Genomic DNA, 17,280 nt, shown 5'->3' on the forward strand with positions numbered 1-17,280 from the left:
GAACACCTGCCTACTGATGGGTAGGGGTCTGGCGTACCGAGTTACCGCCGGTAGATCGCGACCGAACGCACGCACGATCCACGCGCGATCCGGCAGCACATAGGCTGCTGCCGTGGCAGAGACACGCGAGTACCGCATGGAGGAGCTGGCCAAGGCGGCCGGCATCACGGTGCGCACCGTGCGCTTCTACCGGGAGCGGGGCCTGATCCCGCCGCCCCGCCGCGAGGGCCGCATCGCCTGGTACGACGACCACCACCTGGCCAGGCTCCGGACCATCGCCGCACTCCTGGACCGCGGCCACACCCTGAGCGGCATCGCGGAACTCGCGGAGGCCTTCGAGAACGGCCGGGACGTCGGCGAGCTCCTCGGCATCGGCGAACCCACCGAGGAGACCCCGGTCCGCCTCACCCCCGAAGAACTGGCCGACCACTTCGCGGGCGAGGTCACCCCCGAGAACCTCGCCGCCGCCCTCGACCTCGGCTATCTCGGCACGGACGGCGAGGAGATCGTCCACGTGAGCCGCCGCCTCCTGGACGTCTCCTCGACGCTGGTCCGCGAGGGCATCCCGCTGGCCGCGGTCCTGGAGGCGGGCCAGCGCGTACGCGAACACGCCGACGCGCTGGCCGAGTTGTTCATCACGATCATCCGCACGCACACGCCGCCCGAGGCGGGCGACGTCAGCATCGAACGCCTGCGCCCGCTGGCGAAGAGCGTGGTGGAGGCGGAACTCTCGATGGCGCTGGACCGCCGCATGGCATCGGAGAAGCCGGAAAGCTTGTAGCCCGGCCGGCGTTTGAGGCCATCTTTTCGGGGGTCCAGGGGGCGGAGCCCTCTGGTTTCGGGAAAGGGCGGGATTGGGGAAAGCCCCGCAGGGCCGCCCTCACCTCGGCAGGAACCACCGAGCCTTGTAGATCCCGCCGTTGACCAGCTTGTACTCACCGGCAGGCCGATGGACACTCACCTTCGTCGTCCACCAGGTCTCCTCGAGCCCACCCTCCGGCACGGTGGAGATGACCTGCCCCGTCCGCGGATCGTCGCCGACACCCTTCACCGACTTCCGGGCGATCTCCTCGGCCCCCGCGAAGTCCTGCACGAACGCCTCGCCCCGGATGTCGTACTGGAAGACGGACGCGTTCGTCGTCACCCACAGCCGCCCGGAGCGCCCGGCCACGGGGAAGAGGTCGTGCCCGCCGGGCGTCCTGCCCGGCGTCCCGACCGGCAGCCCGACCGAGGACCGGCGCCGCAGCGTGGGCCTGGCCCGCGTGCCGCCCACCTCGTACGTGACCAGCTCGTCGTCACCGATGGCCCACAGCACCTCGCGCGCACCGTCCCAGTGCAGCCCGTGCGCGCCCTTCAGCTCCGCCTCGGCGAACCGCGATGCACGCGGCCCCTGCGACGCCGCGTACAGCCTGACCAGCGCACCCGTGCTGCACGCCACCGCGACGTTGCCGTCCGGCAGGATCTCCGCGCTGTGCGGATTGAAGAGGTCGTCGCCCGGTCCGATCGCCGCACCCCAGTAGCGCTTGCCGGAGGGGTAGTCGACGACGGCGACGAAGCCGAAGGACGCGGTGGTCAGGACGTACGTACGCTTCTTGTGCCTGCGCACCTTCGACTCGCTCGGATACACGAAGCTGTCGTCGGGCCGCAGATCCTCGTACCCCTCGCGCTCCCGCGGCGAGAACGCCCACCGCACGACGGAAGGATTCTGCTCCGGGTCCCAGACCCGGCGCCGCGGATCGAGCACCAGGATCTGCTGGGTCGCCTGCTCGGTGAGGAGCACCGGCGGCGTCCGCCGGGGAACCCCTCCGGCACCTCCACCGTCACCGGCCACGGCGGGCGACGCGGCCGCCAACGGCAGCCCCGCCCCGATCCCCGCACCCAGAGCCCCGAGCAGCACACCCCGACGAGACGGTCTCGACATACCGGACATGAAGTTACCCCCACACGGCTGACAGTTGAGACATTGTCAGGTACGCGCTCGCAACATGCCATGGCGCCGCGCGGCATCACATGTCGTAGACCACCGTGACGGGCGCATGGTCCGACCACCGCTGCTCGTGCGTGGCCGCCCGCTCCACGAAACCCTTGACCGCGCGCTCCGCGAGACCCGGCGTCGCCACGTGGTAATCGATCCGCCAGCCCGTGTCGTTGTCAAAGGCGCGCCCCCGGTAGGACCACCAGGAATACGGGCCTTCGACATCGGGATGCAGCGCCCGCACGACGTCGACGTACCCGGCGTCCCCCTCGAAGACCTCGCTCAGCCAGGCACGCTCCTCGGGCAGGAAGCCCGAGTTCTTCTTGTTGCCCTTCCAGTTCTTGAGGTCGGCCTCCTGGTGCGCGATGTTCCAGTCACCGCAGACCACGACCTGCCGCCCCTCGGCAGCCGCCCGCACCTTGAGACCCTTCAGATAGGTGAGGAACTCCCCCATGAAGCGGACCTTCTCGTCCTGCCGCTCCGTGCCGACCTCGCCCGAGGGCAGATACAGGCTCGCGACCGTGACGCCGGGCAGATCGGCCTCGACGTAGCGCCCGCTGCCGTCGAACTCCTGCGACCCGAATCCGATCTGCACGCGGTCCGGCTCACGGCGCGTGTAGAGGGAGACACCCGCGCGCCCCTTGGCGGCGGCCGGCGCGTGGACCACATGCCAGCCCTCGGGCTCCCGCACCTCGGCCGGCAGCTGCTGGGGCTCGGCCCGCACCTCCTGGAGGCAGAGCACGTCGGACGAGGTCTCGGCGAGCCACTCGACGAAGCCCTTCTTGGCGGCGGCGCGCAGCCCGTTCACATTCACACTGGTCACTTGGAGCATCCCGGCACGATACCGGCACACTTGATGGACACCAGCACACGTCCACGGACACCCACACACCACAGATCGACTCCCACACCCCACCGCATAGAAGTACGATGTTTCGCATGAGTATTCAGTCACCGTCGCAGCGGGCCGCCGTAGAGCTGCGCCCCACCCCCTTCGACCACCCCGACGCGGTCAGACTCAACGACCGCGTCCAGCTCGAGTACGCGGAGCGGTACGGAGATGAGGGCGACGTCACACCCCTCGACCCCGCCATGTTCACCGCCCCGCGCGGTCTGTATCTCCTCGCGTACGACGAGAGCGGCACCCCGGTGGCCACCGGCGGCTGGCGCGGCCACGAGGAGAACGACGAGGGGTACGCGCACGGCGACGCCGAGATCAAGCGCATGTACGTCACCCCGGAGGCCCGCGGCCTGGGCCTGGCCCGGCTCATCCTGGCGGCCCTGGAGGACGACGCGAGGGCGGCGGGCCGTACGCGCATGGTCCTGGAGACGGGCACGAAGCAGCCGGAGGCCATAGCCCTCTACACGTCGACCGGCTACACCCCGGCCCCCTCGAAGTTCGGCCACTACCGCTTCGAGGACCTGAGCCGCTGCTTCGCGAAGCCGCTGTAGGCGGCGCGCGCGGGGCGCACGCAAAGATCCCGCCCGGTTCGAGGAACCGGACGGGATCTCATGTGCAGTGGACCTGTGGGGATTTGAACCCCAGACCCCCTCGATGCGAACGAGGTGCGCTACCAGACTGCGCCACAGGCCCTTGCAACGAGTGAAACTCTAGCATCCCGATCCGGGTGCTTGGAAATCCGTTCCTGCCCGACCCCTCGCTGGTCAGGCATCACTCGTTGGCGGCCCGCGGCCGCTCCCCGTCGTCGTACTGATCGAAGAGGGGCGTGCGTCCGCGCTCGCGGGCCCTGCGCGCGGACGCGGCCCGGCGTGCGTCGCTGCGGCCACCGCCGCCGTCCGCGCCGTCGGCGCCTTCCGCGGGCTCGGCGTGATCGGCGTACTCGCCCTCGGCTGCCTCGCCCCGCGCCTCGTCCGCGCTGGGCCCCACGGCGCTGGACCGCGCCGAGCTCCACGCGTCGGGTGCGCCCAAGTCGACGTCACCGGTGGCCCGCGGGGCGACCGGCGCGGTCACGTACGTCGGCAGGGGCACCGGCACCGGGTCCCAGCTGTCGCCGTGGCCGGGGCGGCGCTGGCGCTCACGCTGCTGGTCCACCCACTCCGCGTGGTCGGTCTGCTCGACCAGGGCGCGGCGGTCGGCGGCGAGCGCGGAGAGACCGGTCTCCGTCTCGGGGCCCGGTCCTTCCTCCGGTTCGTCGACGGCCGCGTCCGCGCCGCCGCCCGGAGCGCGCCTGCGCGGCTGGCGCTCGCGCAGCCGCTGCGCGGCGACCTCGGCCCGGCGCCGGTCCATGGTGTAGGTGTAGCGGCGCCGCTCCTGGCCCCGCAGGTACACGATGTACGCGCTCAGGAGCGCGGCCGGTGCCGCGGGCGCCCAGAGGAACGCGAGCCCTCCGACGGCGGCGACGACCGTGCCGGCCGTGAAGGCGATGAACAGCATCACCGTCGTACGCCGTCGGCGCGCGAGCACCTTCGTGCGCCGGGCGCGCGCGGCGGCTTCCGCCGACGCGGCCCGCCTGGCGGCCGACTGCTGGGACCGGGGTCCTGTCGGGGCCGGGGTGGGGGCCGGGGTCGGAACCGGGGCCGGGGTCGGGACCGGGGCCTTCACGGAGGGCTTGGCCGGGGGTTTCGCCGCGGGCCGTTCCTCCTGGGCGCCCTGCCGATGCGGGGGCGCGACGAAGGCCCGGACGTCCACCGCGCCGGTGGCGTTGTCCGGGTCGCGCGACTCCTCCTCTTCAGGCGAGCGCGCTTGCAGGTCCTTGGCGTACCGGCGCTCCATCCCCGCACGTCCGGACAGGAGCCGGATGGCGGTGCTGAAGCGTTCCGTCGGACGGGCTTCATTGAGCTCGTCCTGCCTACGGAGCCACATCGGCACCAAGTAGGCGGCCCAGGCCCCGACGATGACTGCGTAGATGAGGCCGCTGCTGCTCACGCCTCACACGGTAGAGGGGTTTGCTGGAGGCCATCTGCCAATTGAGCCGGTGTGTCGCACGATCTGGCTGATATCTCGAACTTTTTTTGTGACTGATGCGATCAACAGGCCACCGAGACCGTGAAATTAATGCCTCAGAGGGACCAAGTCGGGCCCCAGACGGTCGATCACGGATTTATTTCAAACACTTATTCTATTTACGCGGTGTTCCGAGGTCGTGCCTGGTGCCAGCGCCGCAGCAACCCTTCCGGTACCTCTTCCGCGGTGAGCGCGAAGACAAGATGGTCGCGCCAGGCGCCGTCGATGTGGAGATAGCGTGGACGAAGTCCCTCCTCGCGGAATCCGAGTTTCTCCACGACCCTGCGGCTCGGCCCGTTCTCGGGGCGAATACAGACCTCGATACGGTGCAGCCCGACCGAGCGGAAGCAGTGATCGACTGCGAGCGCAACGGCGGTCGGCATCACACCGCGCCCCGCGACCGACTGGTCGACCCAGTAGCCGACATGGCCCGAGCACATCGATCCCCAGGTGATCCCGGCGACCGTCAACTGCCCCACGAGCCGCCCCTGGTACTCGATCACGAAGGGCAGCATGCGCCCGGCGTGCGCCTCGGCGCGCAGGTGACGGACCATCTGACGGTACGTCGGCCGGTGCACGATCGGGCCGCTCGGCGTGGGCGGCGGAATGGTCGCCTCCCAGGGGCGCAGCCAGTCCCGGTTGCGCCGGTTGACCTCACGCCAGGGCCGCTGGTCGCGCATCTTTATCGGACGGAGGGCGACGTCGCCGTCCGTCAGCTCGACGGGCCAGGAAGGGCTGTTCAGCTCGCACCACCCGGGGGTCTGGGATGGTCGCCGCCCCGCAGCTGCTCGACGGCGTGCGTCAGCAGGGGCTCGAGGACGGCGATGCCGTCCCGCACGCCGCCGGTGGAGCCCGGCAGGTTCACGATGAGGGTGCGACCCGCGACCCCGGCCAGACCACGGGAGAGCACGGCCGTGGGGATCTTCTCCCTGCCGTACGCCCGGATCGCCTCCGGGATGCCGGGCACCTCGTGGTCGATGACGGCGCGGGTGGCCTCGGGGGTGCGGTCGGTGGGCGAGATGCCGGTGCCGCCTGTGGTGAGGATCACGTCGAAGCCGGCCTCGGCTCCGGCGCGCAGGGCCTGCTCGACGGGGTCACCGTCCGGGACGACCTGCGGACCTTCGACCTCGAAGCCGAGAGCGGTCAGCGCCTCGGCGATGATCGGCCCGCCCCGGTCGGCGTAGACCCCGGCGGCCGCGCGGTTGGAGGCCGTGACGACCAGTGCGCGGTAGGCGGTCATGCTCCGGCTCCTTCGCGGCTCCAGTCCCCGGACTTGCCGCCGGTCTTCTCCTCGACGCGCACATCCGTGATGACCGCGCCCTTGTCGACGGCCTTGACCATGTCGATGACCGTGAGGGCGGCGACGGTCACCGCGGTGAGCGCCTCCATCTCGACGCCCGTACGGTCGGTCGTCTTGACCGTGGCCAGGATCTCCACGGCGTCGTCCGCCACGGAGAGGTCCAGCTTCACCCCGGAGACGGCCAGCGGATGGCAGAGCGGGATCAGGTCGGGCGTGCGCTTGGCGCCCATGATGCCCGCGATCCGCGCGGTGGCCAGGGCGTCGCCCTTGGGCACGCCCTCGCCGCGCAGCAGCTCGATCACGCGGGGCGAGACAAGGACGCGGCCACTGGCCCGGGCGGTGCGCGCCGTCACGTCCTTCGCGGATACGTCGACCATGCGGGCGGCGCCCGCTTCGTCGATGTGCGTCAGTCGCTGCTCGGTACTCATGTGCTGTCGCGCTCCCGGTCCGGGCCCTCCGGCGGTGCGGCGCAAGGGGGCCTATGTGCGCGACACCGTACCGCGCGGACGCGCCCTTCAGCCGAGCAGGACCACTTCGACGTCCGTACCCGGCTCCACCGAAGTGATGTCCTCCGGGACGACGATCAGCGCGTTCGCGTGCGCGAGGGCCGCGACGAGGTGGGAGCCCGCGCCGCCCACGGGGCGCACCTCGCCCGCCTCGGCGTCGTACTGCCCGCGCAGGAACTGACGCTTGCCCGCGGGTGAGGTCAGCGCCTTGTCGGCGGTGAGCGCCGCGCGCGCCGTGGCCCGGTGGACGTCCGGCAGGCCCATCAGGGCACGCACCGCGGGACGCACGAAGATCTCGAAGGAGACGTACGACGACACCGGGTTGCCCGGCAGGGCGAGCAGCGGGGTGTGGTCGGGGCCGATGGAGCCGAAGCCCTGCGGTTTGCCCGGCTGCATGGCGAGCTTGCGGAACTCGATGCCGCTGCCGTCCTCGTCCTCGTCCCCCACGGAGGAGAGGGCTTCCTTCACGACGTCGTACGCCCCGACGCTGACGCCGCCCGTGGTCACGATGAGGTCGGCGCGGATCAGCTGGTCCTCGATGGTGGAGCGCAGCGTCTCCGCGTCGTCGGCGACCGCGCCCACGCGGTAGGCGATCGCTCCGGCCTCCCGGGCCGCCGCGGTCAGGGCGAAGCTGTTGGAGTCGTAGATCTGGCCCTTGGCCAACTCCTCGCCGGGCTGGATCAGTTCGCTGCCGGTGGACATGACGACCACGCGGGGGCGGGGGCGCACCTTCACCGTGCCCCGGCCGATCGCGGCGAGCAGGGCGATCTGCGGGGCGCCGAGGACCGTGCCCGCGGTCAGCGCGCGGTCGCCGGCGCGGACGTCGCTGCCCTGCGCCCGCACGTGCGCGCGTGCCTGTGCGGGACGGTGCACGCGGACCTCGCCGGAGGCTCCTTCGGGGGCGCCGCTGTGGGCGCGCATCCCGGAGACGGGGCCTTCGCCGAGGCCTCCGTCGGTCCACTCCACGGGGACGACGGCCTCGGCGCCGGGCGGCAGCGGGGCGCCGGTCATGATGCGGGCGGCCTGGCCCGCGCCGACCTCCGGCTGCTCGCCCTGACCCGCGGCCACGTCACCGATGACCGTCAGGACGGCGGGGAACTCCTCGCTGGCGCCCGTGATGTCGGCGACCCGGACCGCGTACCCGTCCATGGAGCTGTTGTCGAAGGGCGGCAGCGAGACGGGCACCGTGACGTCCTCGACGAGGACGCAGCCCTGGGCGTCGAGGAGTTGGAGCTCGATGGGCTCCAGGGGGCGGACGGATCCGAGGATGTCGTCCAGGTGCTCGCTCACCGACCAGACGTGTTCCTGGCCGGTGACTTCGGTCGTCGCGCTGCTGCTCAAAGTGCTACATCTCCTCGGACACGTAACTGCGAAGCCAGGCCTGGAAGTCCGGGCCCAGGTCTTCACGTTCGCACGCGAGTCTGACAATGGCACGCAGATAGTCGCCCCGGTCGCCGGTGTCATAGCGGCGGCCCTTGAAGACGACGCCGTGCACGGGGCCGCCGACCTTCTCGTCGGCGGCGAGCTGCTGCAGGGCGTCGGTGAGCTGGATCTCGCCGCCGCGGCCCGGCTCGGTCTTGCGCAGTATGTCGAAGACATGGGGGTCGAGGACATAACGGCCGATGATGGCGTAGTTGCTGGGGGCGTCCGCCGGGTCGGGCTTCTCGACCAGGCCCGTCACCTTCACGACGTCGCCCTCGTCTGTGGCGTCCACGGCAGCGCAGCCGTAGAGGTGGATCTGCTCCGGGGCCACCTCCATGAGGGCGACGACGCTGCCGCCGTGCCGCTCCTGGACCTCGACCATGCGGGCGAGGAGCGGGTCGCGCGGGTCGATCAGGTCGTCGCCGAGGAGCACCGCGAAGGGTTCGTTGCCCACGTGCGGGGCGGCGCACAGGACGGCGTGACCGAGTCCCTTGGGGTCGCCCTGGCGTACGTAGTGCATCGTGGCGAGGTCGCTGGACTCCTGGACCTTCGCCAGCCTCGCCTCGTCGCCCTTCTTCAGGAGGGCCGACTCCAGCTCGTAGTTGCGGTCGAAGTGGTCCTCGAGCGGGCGCTTGTTGCGGCCCGTGATCATGAGGACGTCGTCGAGGCCGGCGGAGGCGGCCTCCTCGACCACGTACTGGATCGCCGGCTTGTCGACGACCGGCAGCATCTCCTTGGGAGTGGCCTTGGTCGCCGGCAGGAACCGGGTTCCGAGACCTGCTGCGGGAATGACAGCCTTGCTGATCCGCGGGGGGTGAGACTCAGTCATGTCCGTAACCATAACCGGTGAGTATGTGCGGAATCTGTGGCTCAGGACATTTTGTTCTCATATGAGCGCACCTGGAAGGATTTGTGAGCGCACCATGCAAGAAACCGGCCCCGCCGAGCCAACCAAGCGCACATTGCGCGGAGAAATCCTCGCGGTGAGAAGCCGGTTGACTAGGGATGACGCACAGAAGGCCGCCGCGGTTCTCGCCGACCGCGCATTGGAGTCACCGGAGCTCTCCGGGGCGCGCACGGTCGCCGCGTACGTCTCCGTGGGGAGCGAACCGGGGACGCGGGCCCTCCTCGACGCCCTGCACGCGCGCGGGACACGGGTCCTGCTGCCGGTGCTCCTGGACGACAACGACCTGGACTGGGCGGCCTATGAGGGCGCGGACTCGCTGGCCCCCGTGCAACACCCGGGAAAGATCCGGCTCTTGGAACCCTCGGGACCACGCCTTGGGCCCGACGCGGTCGTGGCGGCCGACGTCGTGCTGCTGCCGGGCCTGGCCGTGGACGCGCGCGGGATGCGCCTCGGGCGTGGCGGCGGCTCGTACGACCGGGTGCTGGCCCGGCTCGGACGGGCCGGGGCCGATCCGGCCCTCGTGGTGCTCCTGTACGACACCGAAGTCGTCGCGCACGTCCCCCAAGAGCCGCACGACAAGCCGGTGCACGCCGTCGTCACCCCGTCGGGAGTCCGCCACTTCCGCTGAGGCCCCCGACGACGGAAAGGGCCCTCCACGCGCGCGTGGAGGGCCCTTTCACTGCTGCGTGCGGCGGTTCAGGGCCGCAGCACCAGGGTGTCGTTCGTGCTCTTCTTGACGGCGTCGCCCGAGTAGGACCACGGCAGCAGCTCGCCCTTGACCCACTTGCTGGTCTGGTCGGTGTAGTGCGCGCTGTAGGCGTGGCCCGAAGCACCGGTGAGGTTGATCCACTTCGACTTGTCGAAGTCGTCGAGGTTCACCACCATGCGCATCGAGGGCACCCACTGCACCCCGTAGCCGCCCGCCGCGTTCCAGCCGGTCGCGTTGACCGCCGCCTCGCCGCCGCCCAGCTTGAACGGGCCGCGGTTGAGCATGAACTGGAGCCAGCCGGGGCCTTCGACGCCCAGGGTCTGGTTCTTCAGGGTCAGCCGGTGCAGGCGGCCCCAGCTCCAGGTGTCGACGTCCTTGCCGAGCTTGGCCGTCAGGTCCCAGCGCGCGTCCTCCATGGCCCGGCCGAACAGCTGGTCGCGGGTCTTGGTCTCGGCGTCCGTGCGGGTCTTCGGCGACTTCCACCAGTCGTTGTCCTGGTCGTCCATGATCGACCGGATCACTTCGTAGTAGCGGTCGCCGCCATCGGGCTGCGCGGATTCGGCATCACGCTGGCCGCACTCGCGCACCGGCTCGGCCTCGTCGGCGGGGCCGGTGTTCCCGGCCGGCTCGACGTTCAGGCACTGGCCCTTGACCCGCAGCTCCTTGGGCAGCTTGTTGCCGATGGAGAGCTTCAGGATATTGCGCCAGACCGAGTTGAAGTACGCGGCAGCCGCCGAATCGGGGTCCTGGGTGTAGTCCCAGCCCTCGAGCAGCTTCTGCGCCTCACGGACGTAGCTGTCCTTGACGTCGATCTTGAGCAGCTTGGGCACCAGCAGCTTGGCGATCTCGCTGCTGTTGTCCATCTGCATCGTGCGCATGTCCTCGGTGGAGACCTTCCCACCGTCCTTGATCTTCGACTGGATCAGGTCGGTGATGCGCTGGCTGCGCGCCCCGTAGCCCCAGTCCGACGTGAGCTTGTACGGGTAGTCGGACTTCTCGTCGTCGATGACGGCCTGGTTGGCGGTCACGATGTAGCCGCGCTTGGGGTCGTACTCGTAGGGCAGCGCGGCCTGCGGGATGTAGCCGGTCCAGCGGTAGTCCGAGTCCCAGCCGGGCGCGGGAAGCGCGCCGTCACCCTTGCCGCGGACCGGGATCTTGCCCGGCGCCTGGTAGCCGATGTGGCCCTTGGTGTCCGCGTAGATCAGGTTCTGCGAGGGCACTTCAAAAGAAGCGGCTGCCTTGCGGAAGCCCGCGAAGTCCTTCGCCTTGTTGAGCTCGAAGACGGCGTCCATCGACTTGCCCGGCTTGAGCGCGGTCCAACGCAGCGAGACTCCGTAGCCGTCGCCCCGGTCGGGGGCTGCGCTGTCGACGGTGGCCTTCTTGCCGACCTTCACCAGTTCGTCGTCGCGGTCGGACAGCAGGGGGCCGTTGCCGGTCTCCCGGACGGTGATCTTCTTGGGACTGCCGCCGGCGACCTTGATGGTCTCCGTGCGCGTCTTGAAGGGCAGCACCTTGTTGTCGTACTCGTAGCCGTCGCCCTCGAACTTCTCGAGGTAGAGGTCGGTGACGTCGGCGCCCAGGTTCGTCATGCCCCAGGCGATGTCCTGGTTGTGGCCGATGACCACACCGGGCATGCCCGCGAAGGTGTAGCCCGAGACGTCGTACTGGCAGTCCTTGGAGACCGTCCGGCAGTGCAGGCCCATCTGGTACCAGACGGACGGCAGCTGCGGCGACAGGTGCGGGTCGTTGGCGAGCAGCGGCTTCCCGGTGATCGTGTGGTCGCCGGAGACCACCCAGGAGTTGGAGCCGATGCCGTTGCCGTTCGGGCCGAGGCCCGCGTCCGGGACGCTGTCCAGGATGTCGGAGAGGCCCGACAGCTGGGACTGCAGGCCGTCGGGGGCCTGGGTGTTGCCCGCCAGGCCCGTGCCCGCGGCGCCGCCGGTCTGCGACTGGCTGCCCGTGCTGCCGGCCTTGCCGTCGTACTCCTTGGTGACGCTGTTGAAGGCGCCCTCCTGGACGATCGGCTTGTTCCGCGCGTACGGGTACTCCGGGTACAGCGCCTTGATCTGCGACGGGCCGAGACGGCTGGTCATCAGGGAGCGGTCGATCTCGTCCTGCATGTTGCCGCGCAGGTCCCAGGCCATGGCCTTGAGCCACGCCACGGAGTCGACGGGGGTCCACTCCTGGGGCTCGTAGTCGTTGGTGAAGCCGAGGGCGGCGTACTCCAGGGAGATGTCCTTGCCGCTCTTGTCCTTCAGGTAGGCGTTGACTCCCTTGGAGTACGCCTGGAGGTACTTCTTCGTCGCGGGCGAGAGCTTGGTGTCGTACTCCTTCTGCGCCACGCGGTGCCAACCGAGCGTCCGCAGGAACTCATCGGTCTTTACTTGGCCCTTGCCGAACATCTCGGAGAGGCGACCGGAGGTCATATGGCGGCGGACGTCCATCTCCCAGAACCGGTCCTGCGCCTGGACGAAGCCCTGGGCCATGAACAGGTCGGCGTCGGACTCGGCGTAGATCTGCGGGATGCCGTTGCCGTCGCGCTTCACGTCGACGGGCCCGGCGAGGCCGTCGAGTTTGATCGTCCCCTTGGTCTGCGGGAAGGAGGCACGCACCGTACTGACGCTCCAGTACGCCCCGTAGCCGATGCCCGCCACGATGGCCAGGACCAGGACGACGACGAGGAGGCGGGCTCGGCGCCCCTTCTTCTTGCCGGACTTATGACCGGAAGAGGCGGTGGTATTCGAGGGCATCGCTGTCCTTGCTGTCCTTACGCGAGCGGCAGGGCTGGCTGGGCGGTGGTGGGAGCGCTGGAGCAACTGTAGGCGCAGGGCACTGCGGCCTCGGACGCGGAGTCAGGAACCTACATGGCGACGTGCCGTACACGAGTTCGATGGCGTCAAGGAAGCGTTAACAATTAGGTAAGGTAACGAAGTACTTGGCTCGCGCGGAGAGGAACGGCCCCTGACTGTCCACGACCTCAACCAGCTTCTGCTCATCTGCTCGCTCGTCCTGCTCGTCGCTGTCGCGGCGGTCCGCATCTCGTCGCGCAGTGGGCTCCCCAGCCTGCTCCTCTACCTCGGCATCGGCATTGCCATGGGCCAGGACGGCATCGGCAACGTCACCTTCAACAATGCCGAGTTGACGCAGGTCATCGGCTATGCGGCGCTCGTCGTGATCCTGGCCGAGGGCGGCCTCGGCACGAAGTGGAAAGAGATCAAACCCGCGTTGCCCGCGGCCGCCGTCCTGTCGATCGTCGGCATCGCGGTGAGCGTCGGCGTGACAGCCGCCGGCGCCCACTACCTGGTCGGCCTCGAGTGGCGGCAGGCGCTCATCATCGGCGCGGTGGTCTCCTCGACGGACGCGGCGGCGGTCTTCTCCGTGCTGCGGAAGGTGCCGCTCCCCTCTCGCGTGACGGGCATCCTGGAAGCGGAGTCGGGGTTCAACGACGCCCCTGTGGTGATCCTGGTCGTGGCCTTCTCCGCCGCGGGTCCCGTGGAGCACTGGTACGTCCTGATCGGCGAGATCGCCCTGGAGCTCGCGATCGGTGCCGCGATCGGCATCGCGGTGGGCTGGCTCGGCTCGTACGGCCTGCGGCACGTGGCACTGCCCGCGTCCGGCCTCTACCCCATCGCCGTGATGGCCATCGCTGTCGCCGCCTACGCGGCCGGAGCCATGGCGCACGGCAGTGGATTCCTCGCCGTCTACCTCGCCTCGATGGTCCTGGGCAACGCGAAACTTCCGCACTGGCCGGCGACCCGCGGCTTCGCCGAGGGGCTCGGCTGGATCGCGCAGATCGGCATGTTCGTCCTGCTCGGCCTCCTGGTCACCCCGCACGACCTGCTCGACGACACCTGGCCGGCGATCATCATCGGCTTGATTCTGACCATGGTGGCCCGGCCCCTAGGGGTCATCGCCAGCCTCCTGCCGTTCCGCATGCCCTGGCAGGAGAAGGCCCTGATGTCCTGGGCGGGCCTGCGCGGAGCCGTGCCCATCATCCTGGCGACGATCCCGATGGTGAACGGCGTCGACGACAGCCAGCGCATCTTCAACATCGTCTTCGTCCTGGTCGTCGTCTACACCCTCATCCAGGGTCCTACGCTGCCGTGGCTGGCCAGGAAGCTGCGCCTTGGCGACTCCTCGGGCGCCGCCGACCTGGGCATCGAGTCGGCGCCCCTGGAGCGCCTTCGCGGGCACCTGCTCTCGGTGGCAATCCCGAAGGGGTCGCGGATGCACGGCGTCGAGGTGGGCGAACTGCGGATGCCCGCGGGCGCCGCGGTCACGCTCGTCGTTCGCAACGGCGAATCCTTCGTGCCCCAGCCCACGACCGTGCTGCAGCGCGGGGACGAGCTCCTGGTGGTCGCGACCGACCCGGTGCGCGACTCGGCGGAGCGGCGGCTGCGGGCCGTCGGCCAGGGCGGAAAGCTGGCCGGATGGCTGGGAACCGCTGGTCAGGACGCAGATGACCGGGGGAATCGCAGGTGACAGGCGCCTCATTCTCGGTATTCACAGGCCCCATCGGCCCCAACCCCTGTACGATGAAGGCACACTTCTTCTGTAACAACTGATCGAACCAACTCTGTCTGAAGCAGAGCTGGCGCCGACCGTATGGCGGCCGCGTGCCCTCGCAGTGGGCAACCCGGCATCTACCGCAGTTCCGCGCAAGAGGACAGCTCTCGGCGCCGCCACCCTGAACAAGGGGGCCGCGCTACCAGGCGGCAGAAAGGCACGGGCCGTGGCATCCACGGTCACCTCCCGCCCCGGATACGGACAGCTGCTGCGCACCCGCGGCGCCTGGACGTTCCTCCTGCCCGGCTTCGCGGCGCGCCAGCCCTTCGCGATGCTGACCATCTCCATCGTGCTGCTCGTGCAGCACACCACCGGCTCGTACGGCGTCGCCGGCGCCGTCTCGGCCGTCACCGGCGTCTCCATGGCGGTGTTCGCCCCCTTCGGCGGCAAGCTCGCCGACCGGTTCGGCCAGCGGGCCGTCCTGGTGCCAGGCGTCCTCATCCACACCGTCTCGGTGCTCTCCCTGACGGTGCTCGCGCTCTCCGACGCCCCCTTGTGGGCCCTCTTCGCCGCCGCGGTGCCCACCGGCGCCTCGCAGCCGCAGATCAGCCCCATGGTGCGGGCCCGCTGGGGCGTCAAGCTCCAGGACTCCCCGCTCGCGGGCACGGCGGCCGCCTTCGAGTCGGTCACCGACGAGCTGACGTTCGTGCTCGGCCCGCTCTTCGCGACCGCGCTGTGCACGACCATCGACCCGGCGGCCGGACTCTTCACGGAGGCCGGACTCACCCTGGTGGGCGGCCTGCTGTTCGCCGCGCAGAAGAGCACCCAGCCCAAGCCCGCCTCCCGCGAGGAGCACGCGCGCGTGGAGCACACCTCCGCGCTGCGCATCCCCGGTGTGCGGGTGCTGATCGTGACCTTCCTGGGCATCGGCGCCGTCTTCGGCGGCATGCAGGTCTCGCTCGCCGCCTTCACCGAGTCCATCGGGGAACCCGGCCTGAACGGCGTCCTGTACGGCACGTTCGCGGCCGGCAACATGCTCTCCGGGCTCGTCTGCGGTGCCATCGCCTGGAAGATCGCCCCGCAGCGGCGCCTCCTCGTCGGGTACGCGGCGCTGACCCTGATGGCCTCCGGCCTCTGGGCCGCGCACTCCGTGGTGCTCCTCGCCGGGCTCGGCCTTCTGGTCGGCGTCTGCATCGCGCCCGCGCTGATCACCGGCTACACCCTGGTCGACCGCCTCGTGGACCCCTCCGGGCGCACCGAGGCGTTCACCTGGCTCACCGGCGCCGTCGCGCTCGGCCAGGCCGCGGCCGTCACCGTCGCGGGACAGCTGGAGGACCGCTTCTGGGACGGCGCCGGATTCCTGGTGCCGCTGGGCGGTACGGCACTGGCCCTCGTCGTGCTCGTGACCCTGCGCTCGCGGCTCGTCCCGCGCTCGGTCGGACGCACCGTGGCACGTGGCGTGGGTCACCGCGAGCCGGTCACGGTGGACTGATCTCGCGGAATACGTCACTATGGACCGTCGTTAGCACTCATCGAGTGAGAGTGCCAGGAGGAAGCAAGTGCCGACGTACCAGTACCAGTGCACCGAATGCGGCGAGGGCCTCGAGGCGGTGCAGAAGTTCACGGATGACGCTTTGACCGTGTGCCCCAGCTGCGACGGACGCCTCAAGAAGGTGTTCTCGGCCGTCGGCATCGTCTTCAAGGGCTCCGGCTTCTACCGCAACGACAGCCGTGGCTCGTCGTCGAGCAGCACGCCGTCGACGGCGACCGCGTCGAAGTCCTCGGACTCCAAGTCGTCGGACTCCAAGTCCTCCGCGAGCGCTTCGTCGTCCTCGGCGTCCTCTTCGTCGTCGGACTCGAAGTCGTCCGGCTCCTCCTCGGGGTCGTCGGCGGGTTCGTCGAGCTCGTCGGCCGCCTAGTCCTCGGGCTTCTCGGGCAGACCGCCCCGGGCACGTCTTTCTTCCAGGTCCCCGCTGTCCTCCGACAGCGGGGCTCTCGGCGTTTTCGGGCCCGGCTACTGTGCTCGGCATGGTGAATACGGCGAACGCGAGCACACCGGAAGCGATGCGGGCCGAGATCGGTGTCATCGGCGGCTCCGGCTTCTACTCCTTCCTCGACAACGTGACCGAACTCCAGGTCGACACCCCCTACGGAGCGCCCAGCGACTCCCTGTTCGTGGGGGACCTCGCGGGGCGGCGGGTCGCGTTCCTGCCCCGGCACGGCCGCGGACACCATCTGCCGCCGCATCGCATCAACTACCGCGCCAACCTGTGGGCGTTGCGCTCCGTGGGGGTGCGGCAGGTGCTCGGCCCGTGTGCGGTGGGCGGGCTGCGGCCCGAGTTCGGGCCGGGGACGCTGCTCGTGCCCGATCAGCTCGTGGACCGCACCAAGTCGCGTACGCAGACGTATTTCGACGGGGTGCCGCTGCCCGACGGGAGCATTCCGAACGTCGTGCACGTGTCGCTCGCCGACCCGTACTGCCCCACCGGGCGCAGCGCCGCGCTGAAGGCGGCCCGTGGGCGGGAGTGGGAGCCGGTGGACGGCGGGACGCTCGTGGTGATCGAGGGGCCGCGGTTCTCGACCCGGGCCGAATCGATCTGGCACGCCGCGCAGGGCTGGTCGGTGGTGGGCATGACCGGGCACCCCGAGGCCGTGCTCGCCCGTGAACTGGAGCTCTGCTACACGTCGTTGACGCTGGTCACGGACCTGGACGCGGGCGCGGAGAGCGGCGAGGGCGTCTCGCACGAAGAGGTGCTGCAGGTGTTCGCGGCGAATGTGGACCGGCTGCGGACGGTGCTGTTCGACGCGGTGGCCGCGCTGCCCGCCGAGGGTGAGCGGGACTGCCTGTGCGCGGGGGCGCTGGGCGGGATGGAGCCGGGGATTCAGCTGCCGTGAGCGGTCCGCATCACCTGTCTTGGGCCGGAGCTTTTGCTGGGCCGGCCCGAGGGCGGAACTTCGCCTTCGGGTGAGCGAGTTGTCCACAACCGGTG

The 17,280-nt window shown here is 70.1% G+C and carries 16 protein-coding genes and 1 tRNA gene; 7 read left to right on the forward strand and 10 right to left on the reverse strand.

Annotated elements, in window-relative coordinates:
- The first annotated feature begins 112 nt into the window (after positions 1-112).
- Positions 113-781 carry a MerR family transcriptional regulator gene (locus AB0M70_RS20070; RefSeq protein WP_365821308.1) on the forward strand — a complete coding sequence of 223 codons (669 nt, stop codon included), beginning with the start codon at positions 113-115 and terminating at the stop codon, positions 779-781.
- A 99-nt stretch (positions 782-880) separates the two neighbouring features.
- Here AB0M70_RS20070 and AB0M70_RS20075 read toward each other — a convergent pair whose 3' ends face one another.
- Entirely contained in the window at positions 881-1,921 is a 1,041-nt protein-coding gene (locus AB0M70_RS20075; RefSeq protein WP_365821309.1) for a DUF6528 family protein, read from the reverse strand.
- Positions 1,922-2,006: 85 nt separating this feature from the next.
- On the reverse strand, positions 2,007-2,807 hold the full coding sequence (locus AB0M70_RS20080; protein ID WP_365821310.1) for an exodeoxyribonuclease III: 801 nt from the start codon (positions 2,805-2,807) through the stop codon (positions 2,007-2,009).
- 107 nt (positions 2,808-2,914) lie between these two features.
- Here AB0M70_RS20080 and AB0M70_RS20085 point away from each other — a divergent pair, with 107 nt between their 5' ends.
- Positions 2,915-3,427, forward strand: coding sequence for a GNAT family N-acetyltransferase (locus tag AB0M70_RS20085; protein ID WP_365821311.1), 513 nt, complete (start codon positions 2,915-2,917; stop codon positions 3,425-3,427).
- A 68-nt stretch (positions 3,428-3,495) separates the two neighbouring features.
- Here AB0M70_RS20085 and AB0M70_RS20090 read toward each other — a convergent pair.
- The 7 genes from AB0M70_RS20090 to galU form a co-directional block, all read right to left on the reverse strand.
- Positions 3,496-3,569, reverse strand: a tRNA-Ala gene (locus AB0M70_RS20090).
- 78 nt (positions 3,570-3,647) lie between these two features.
- On the reverse strand, positions 3,648-4,862 hold the full coding sequence (gene glpR, locus AB0M70_RS20095) for a gephyrin-like molybdotransferase receptor GlpR (RefSeq protein WP_365821312.1): 1,215 nt from the start codon (positions 4,860-4,862) through the stop codon (positions 3,648-3,650).
- 197 nt (positions 4,863-5,059) lie between these two features.
- Complete coding sequence (locus AB0M70_RS20100) at positions 5,060-5,683, reverse strand: GNAT family protein (RefSeq protein WP_272902883.1); 624 nt, start codon at positions 5,681-5,683, stop codon at positions 5,060-5,062.
- On the reverse strand, positions 5,680-6,180 hold the full coding sequence (locus AB0M70_RS20105) for a MogA/MoaB family molybdenum cofactor biosynthesis protein (protein ID WP_365821313.1): 501 nt from the start codon (positions 6,178-6,180) through the stop codon (positions 5,680-5,682). Before AB0M70_RS20105 ends, AB0M70_RS20100 begins: the two co-directional genes overlap by 4 nt.
- Positions 6,177-6,668, reverse strand: coding sequence for a cyclic pyranopterin monophosphate synthase MoaC (gene moaC, locus AB0M70_RS20110; protein ID WP_363211760.1), 492 nt, complete (start codon positions 6,666-6,668; stop codon positions 6,177-6,179). Before moaC ends, AB0M70_RS20105 begins: the two co-directional genes overlap by 4 nt.
- Positions 6,669-6,755: 87 nt before the next feature.
- Entirely contained in the window at positions 6,756-8,087 is a 1,332-nt protein-coding gene (gene glp / locus AB0M70_RS20115; RefSeq protein ID WP_365821314.1) for a gephyrin-like molybdotransferase Glp, read from the reverse strand.
- 4 nt (positions 8,088-8,091) lie between these two features.
- A complete protein-coding gene (gene galU / locus AB0M70_RS20120; protein WP_363211763.1) occupies positions 8,092-8,997 on the reverse strand; it encodes a UTP--glucose-1-phosphate uridylyltransferase GalU in 906 nt (301 codons plus the stop codon).
- Positions 8,998-9,091: 94 nt separating this feature from the next.
- Here galU and AB0M70_RS20125 point away from each other — a divergent pair, with 94 nt between their 5' ends.
- Positions 9,092-9,703 carry a 5-formyltetrahydrofolate cyclo-ligase gene (locus tag AB0M70_RS20125; protein WP_365821315.1) on the forward strand — a complete coding sequence of 204 codons (612 nt, stop codon included), beginning with the start codon at positions 9,092-9,094 and terminating at the stop codon, positions 9,701-9,703.
- 68 nt (positions 9,704-9,771) lie between these two features.
- Here the strand turns inward: AB0M70_RS20125 and AB0M70_RS20130 are convergent, their stop codons facing one another.
- Entirely contained in the window at positions 9,772-12,534 is a 2,763-nt protein-coding gene (locus AB0M70_RS20130; protein ID WP_365821316.1) for a penicillin acylase family protein, read from the reverse strand.
- Positions 12,535-12,745: 211 nt separating this feature from the next.
- Between AB0M70_RS20130 and AB0M70_RS20135 the strand changes: the two genes are divergently transcribed.
- The 4 genes from AB0M70_RS20135 to AB0M70_RS20150 all read left to right on the forward strand — a co-directional run bounded on the left by AB0M70_RS20135 (position 12,746) and on the right by AB0M70_RS20150 (position 17,185).
- Positions 12,746-14,266 carry a potassium/proton antiporter gene (locus AB0M70_RS20135; protein ID WP_365821553.1) on the forward strand — a complete coding sequence of 507 codons (1,521 nt, stop codon included), beginning with the start codon at positions 12,746-12,748 and terminating at the stop codon, positions 14,264-14,266.
- Positions 14,267-14,516: 250 nt separating this feature from the next.
- Complete coding sequence (locus AB0M70_RS20140; RefSeq protein ID WP_365821317.1) at positions 14,517-15,782, forward strand: MFS transporter; 1,266 nt, start codon at positions 14,517-14,519, stop codon at positions 15,780-15,782.
- A 67-nt stretch (positions 15,783-15,849) separates the two neighbouring features.
- Positions 15,850-16,209 carry an FmdB family zinc ribbon protein gene (locus AB0M70_RS20145; RefSeq protein WP_365821318.1) on the forward strand — a complete coding sequence of 120 codons (360 nt, stop codon included), beginning with the start codon at positions 15,850-15,852 and terminating at the stop codon, positions 16,207-16,209.
- A 145-nt stretch (positions 16,210-16,354) separates the two neighbouring features.
- Entirely contained in the window at positions 16,355-17,185 is an 831-nt protein-coding gene (locus AB0M70_RS20150) for an S-methyl-5'-thioadenosine phosphorylase (protein ID WP_365821554.1), read from the forward strand.
- Positions 17,186-17,280: the final 95 nt, after the last annotated feature.

Source organism: Streptomyces sp. NPDC051214 (assembly GCF_040682375.1).
Taxonomy (GTDB): Bacteria; Actinomycetota; Actinomycetes; order Streptomycetales; family Streptomycetaceae; genus Streptomyces.

Excerpts from the sequence above, each read along its gene's own strand:
- AB0M70_RS20075 (WP_365821309.1), bottom strand. The coding sequence starts at position 1,921 with ATGTCGAGACCGTCTCGTCGGGGTGTGCTGCTCGGGGCTCTGGGTGCG.
- AB0M70_RS20150 (WP_365821554.1), top strand. The coding sequence starts at position 16,355 with ATGCGGGCCGAGATCGGTGTCATCGGCGGCTCCGGCTTCTACTCCTTC.
- AB0M70_RS20080 (WP_365821310.1), bottom strand. The coding sequence starts at position 2,807 with ATGCTCCAAGTGACCAGTGTGAATGTGAACGGGCTGCGCGCCGCCGCC.
- galU (WP_363211763.1), bottom strand. The coding sequence starts at position 8,997 with ATGACTGAGTCTCACCCCCCGCGGATCAGCAAGGCTGTCATTCCCGCA.
- AB0M70_RS20085 (WP_365821311.1), top strand. The coding sequence starts at position 2,915 with ATGAGTATTCAGTCACCGTCGCAGCGGGCCGCCGTAGAGCTGCGCCCC.
- AB0M70_RS20125 (WP_365821315.1), top strand. The coding sequence starts at position 9,092 with ATGCAAGAAACCGGCCCCGCCGAGCCAACCAAGCGCACATTGCGCGGA.
- AB0M70_RS20105 (WP_365821313.1), bottom strand. The coding sequence starts at position 6,180 with ATGACCGCCTACCGCGCACTGGTCGTCACGGCCTCCAACCGCGCGGCC.
- moaC (WP_363211760.1), bottom strand. The coding sequence starts at position 6,668 with ATGAGTACCGAGCAGCGACTGACGCACATCGACGAAGCGGGCGCCGCC.
- AB0M70_RS20130 (WP_365821316.1), bottom strand. The coding sequence starts at position 12,534 with ATGCCCTCGAATACCACCGCCTCTTCCGGTCATAAGTCCGGCAAGAAG.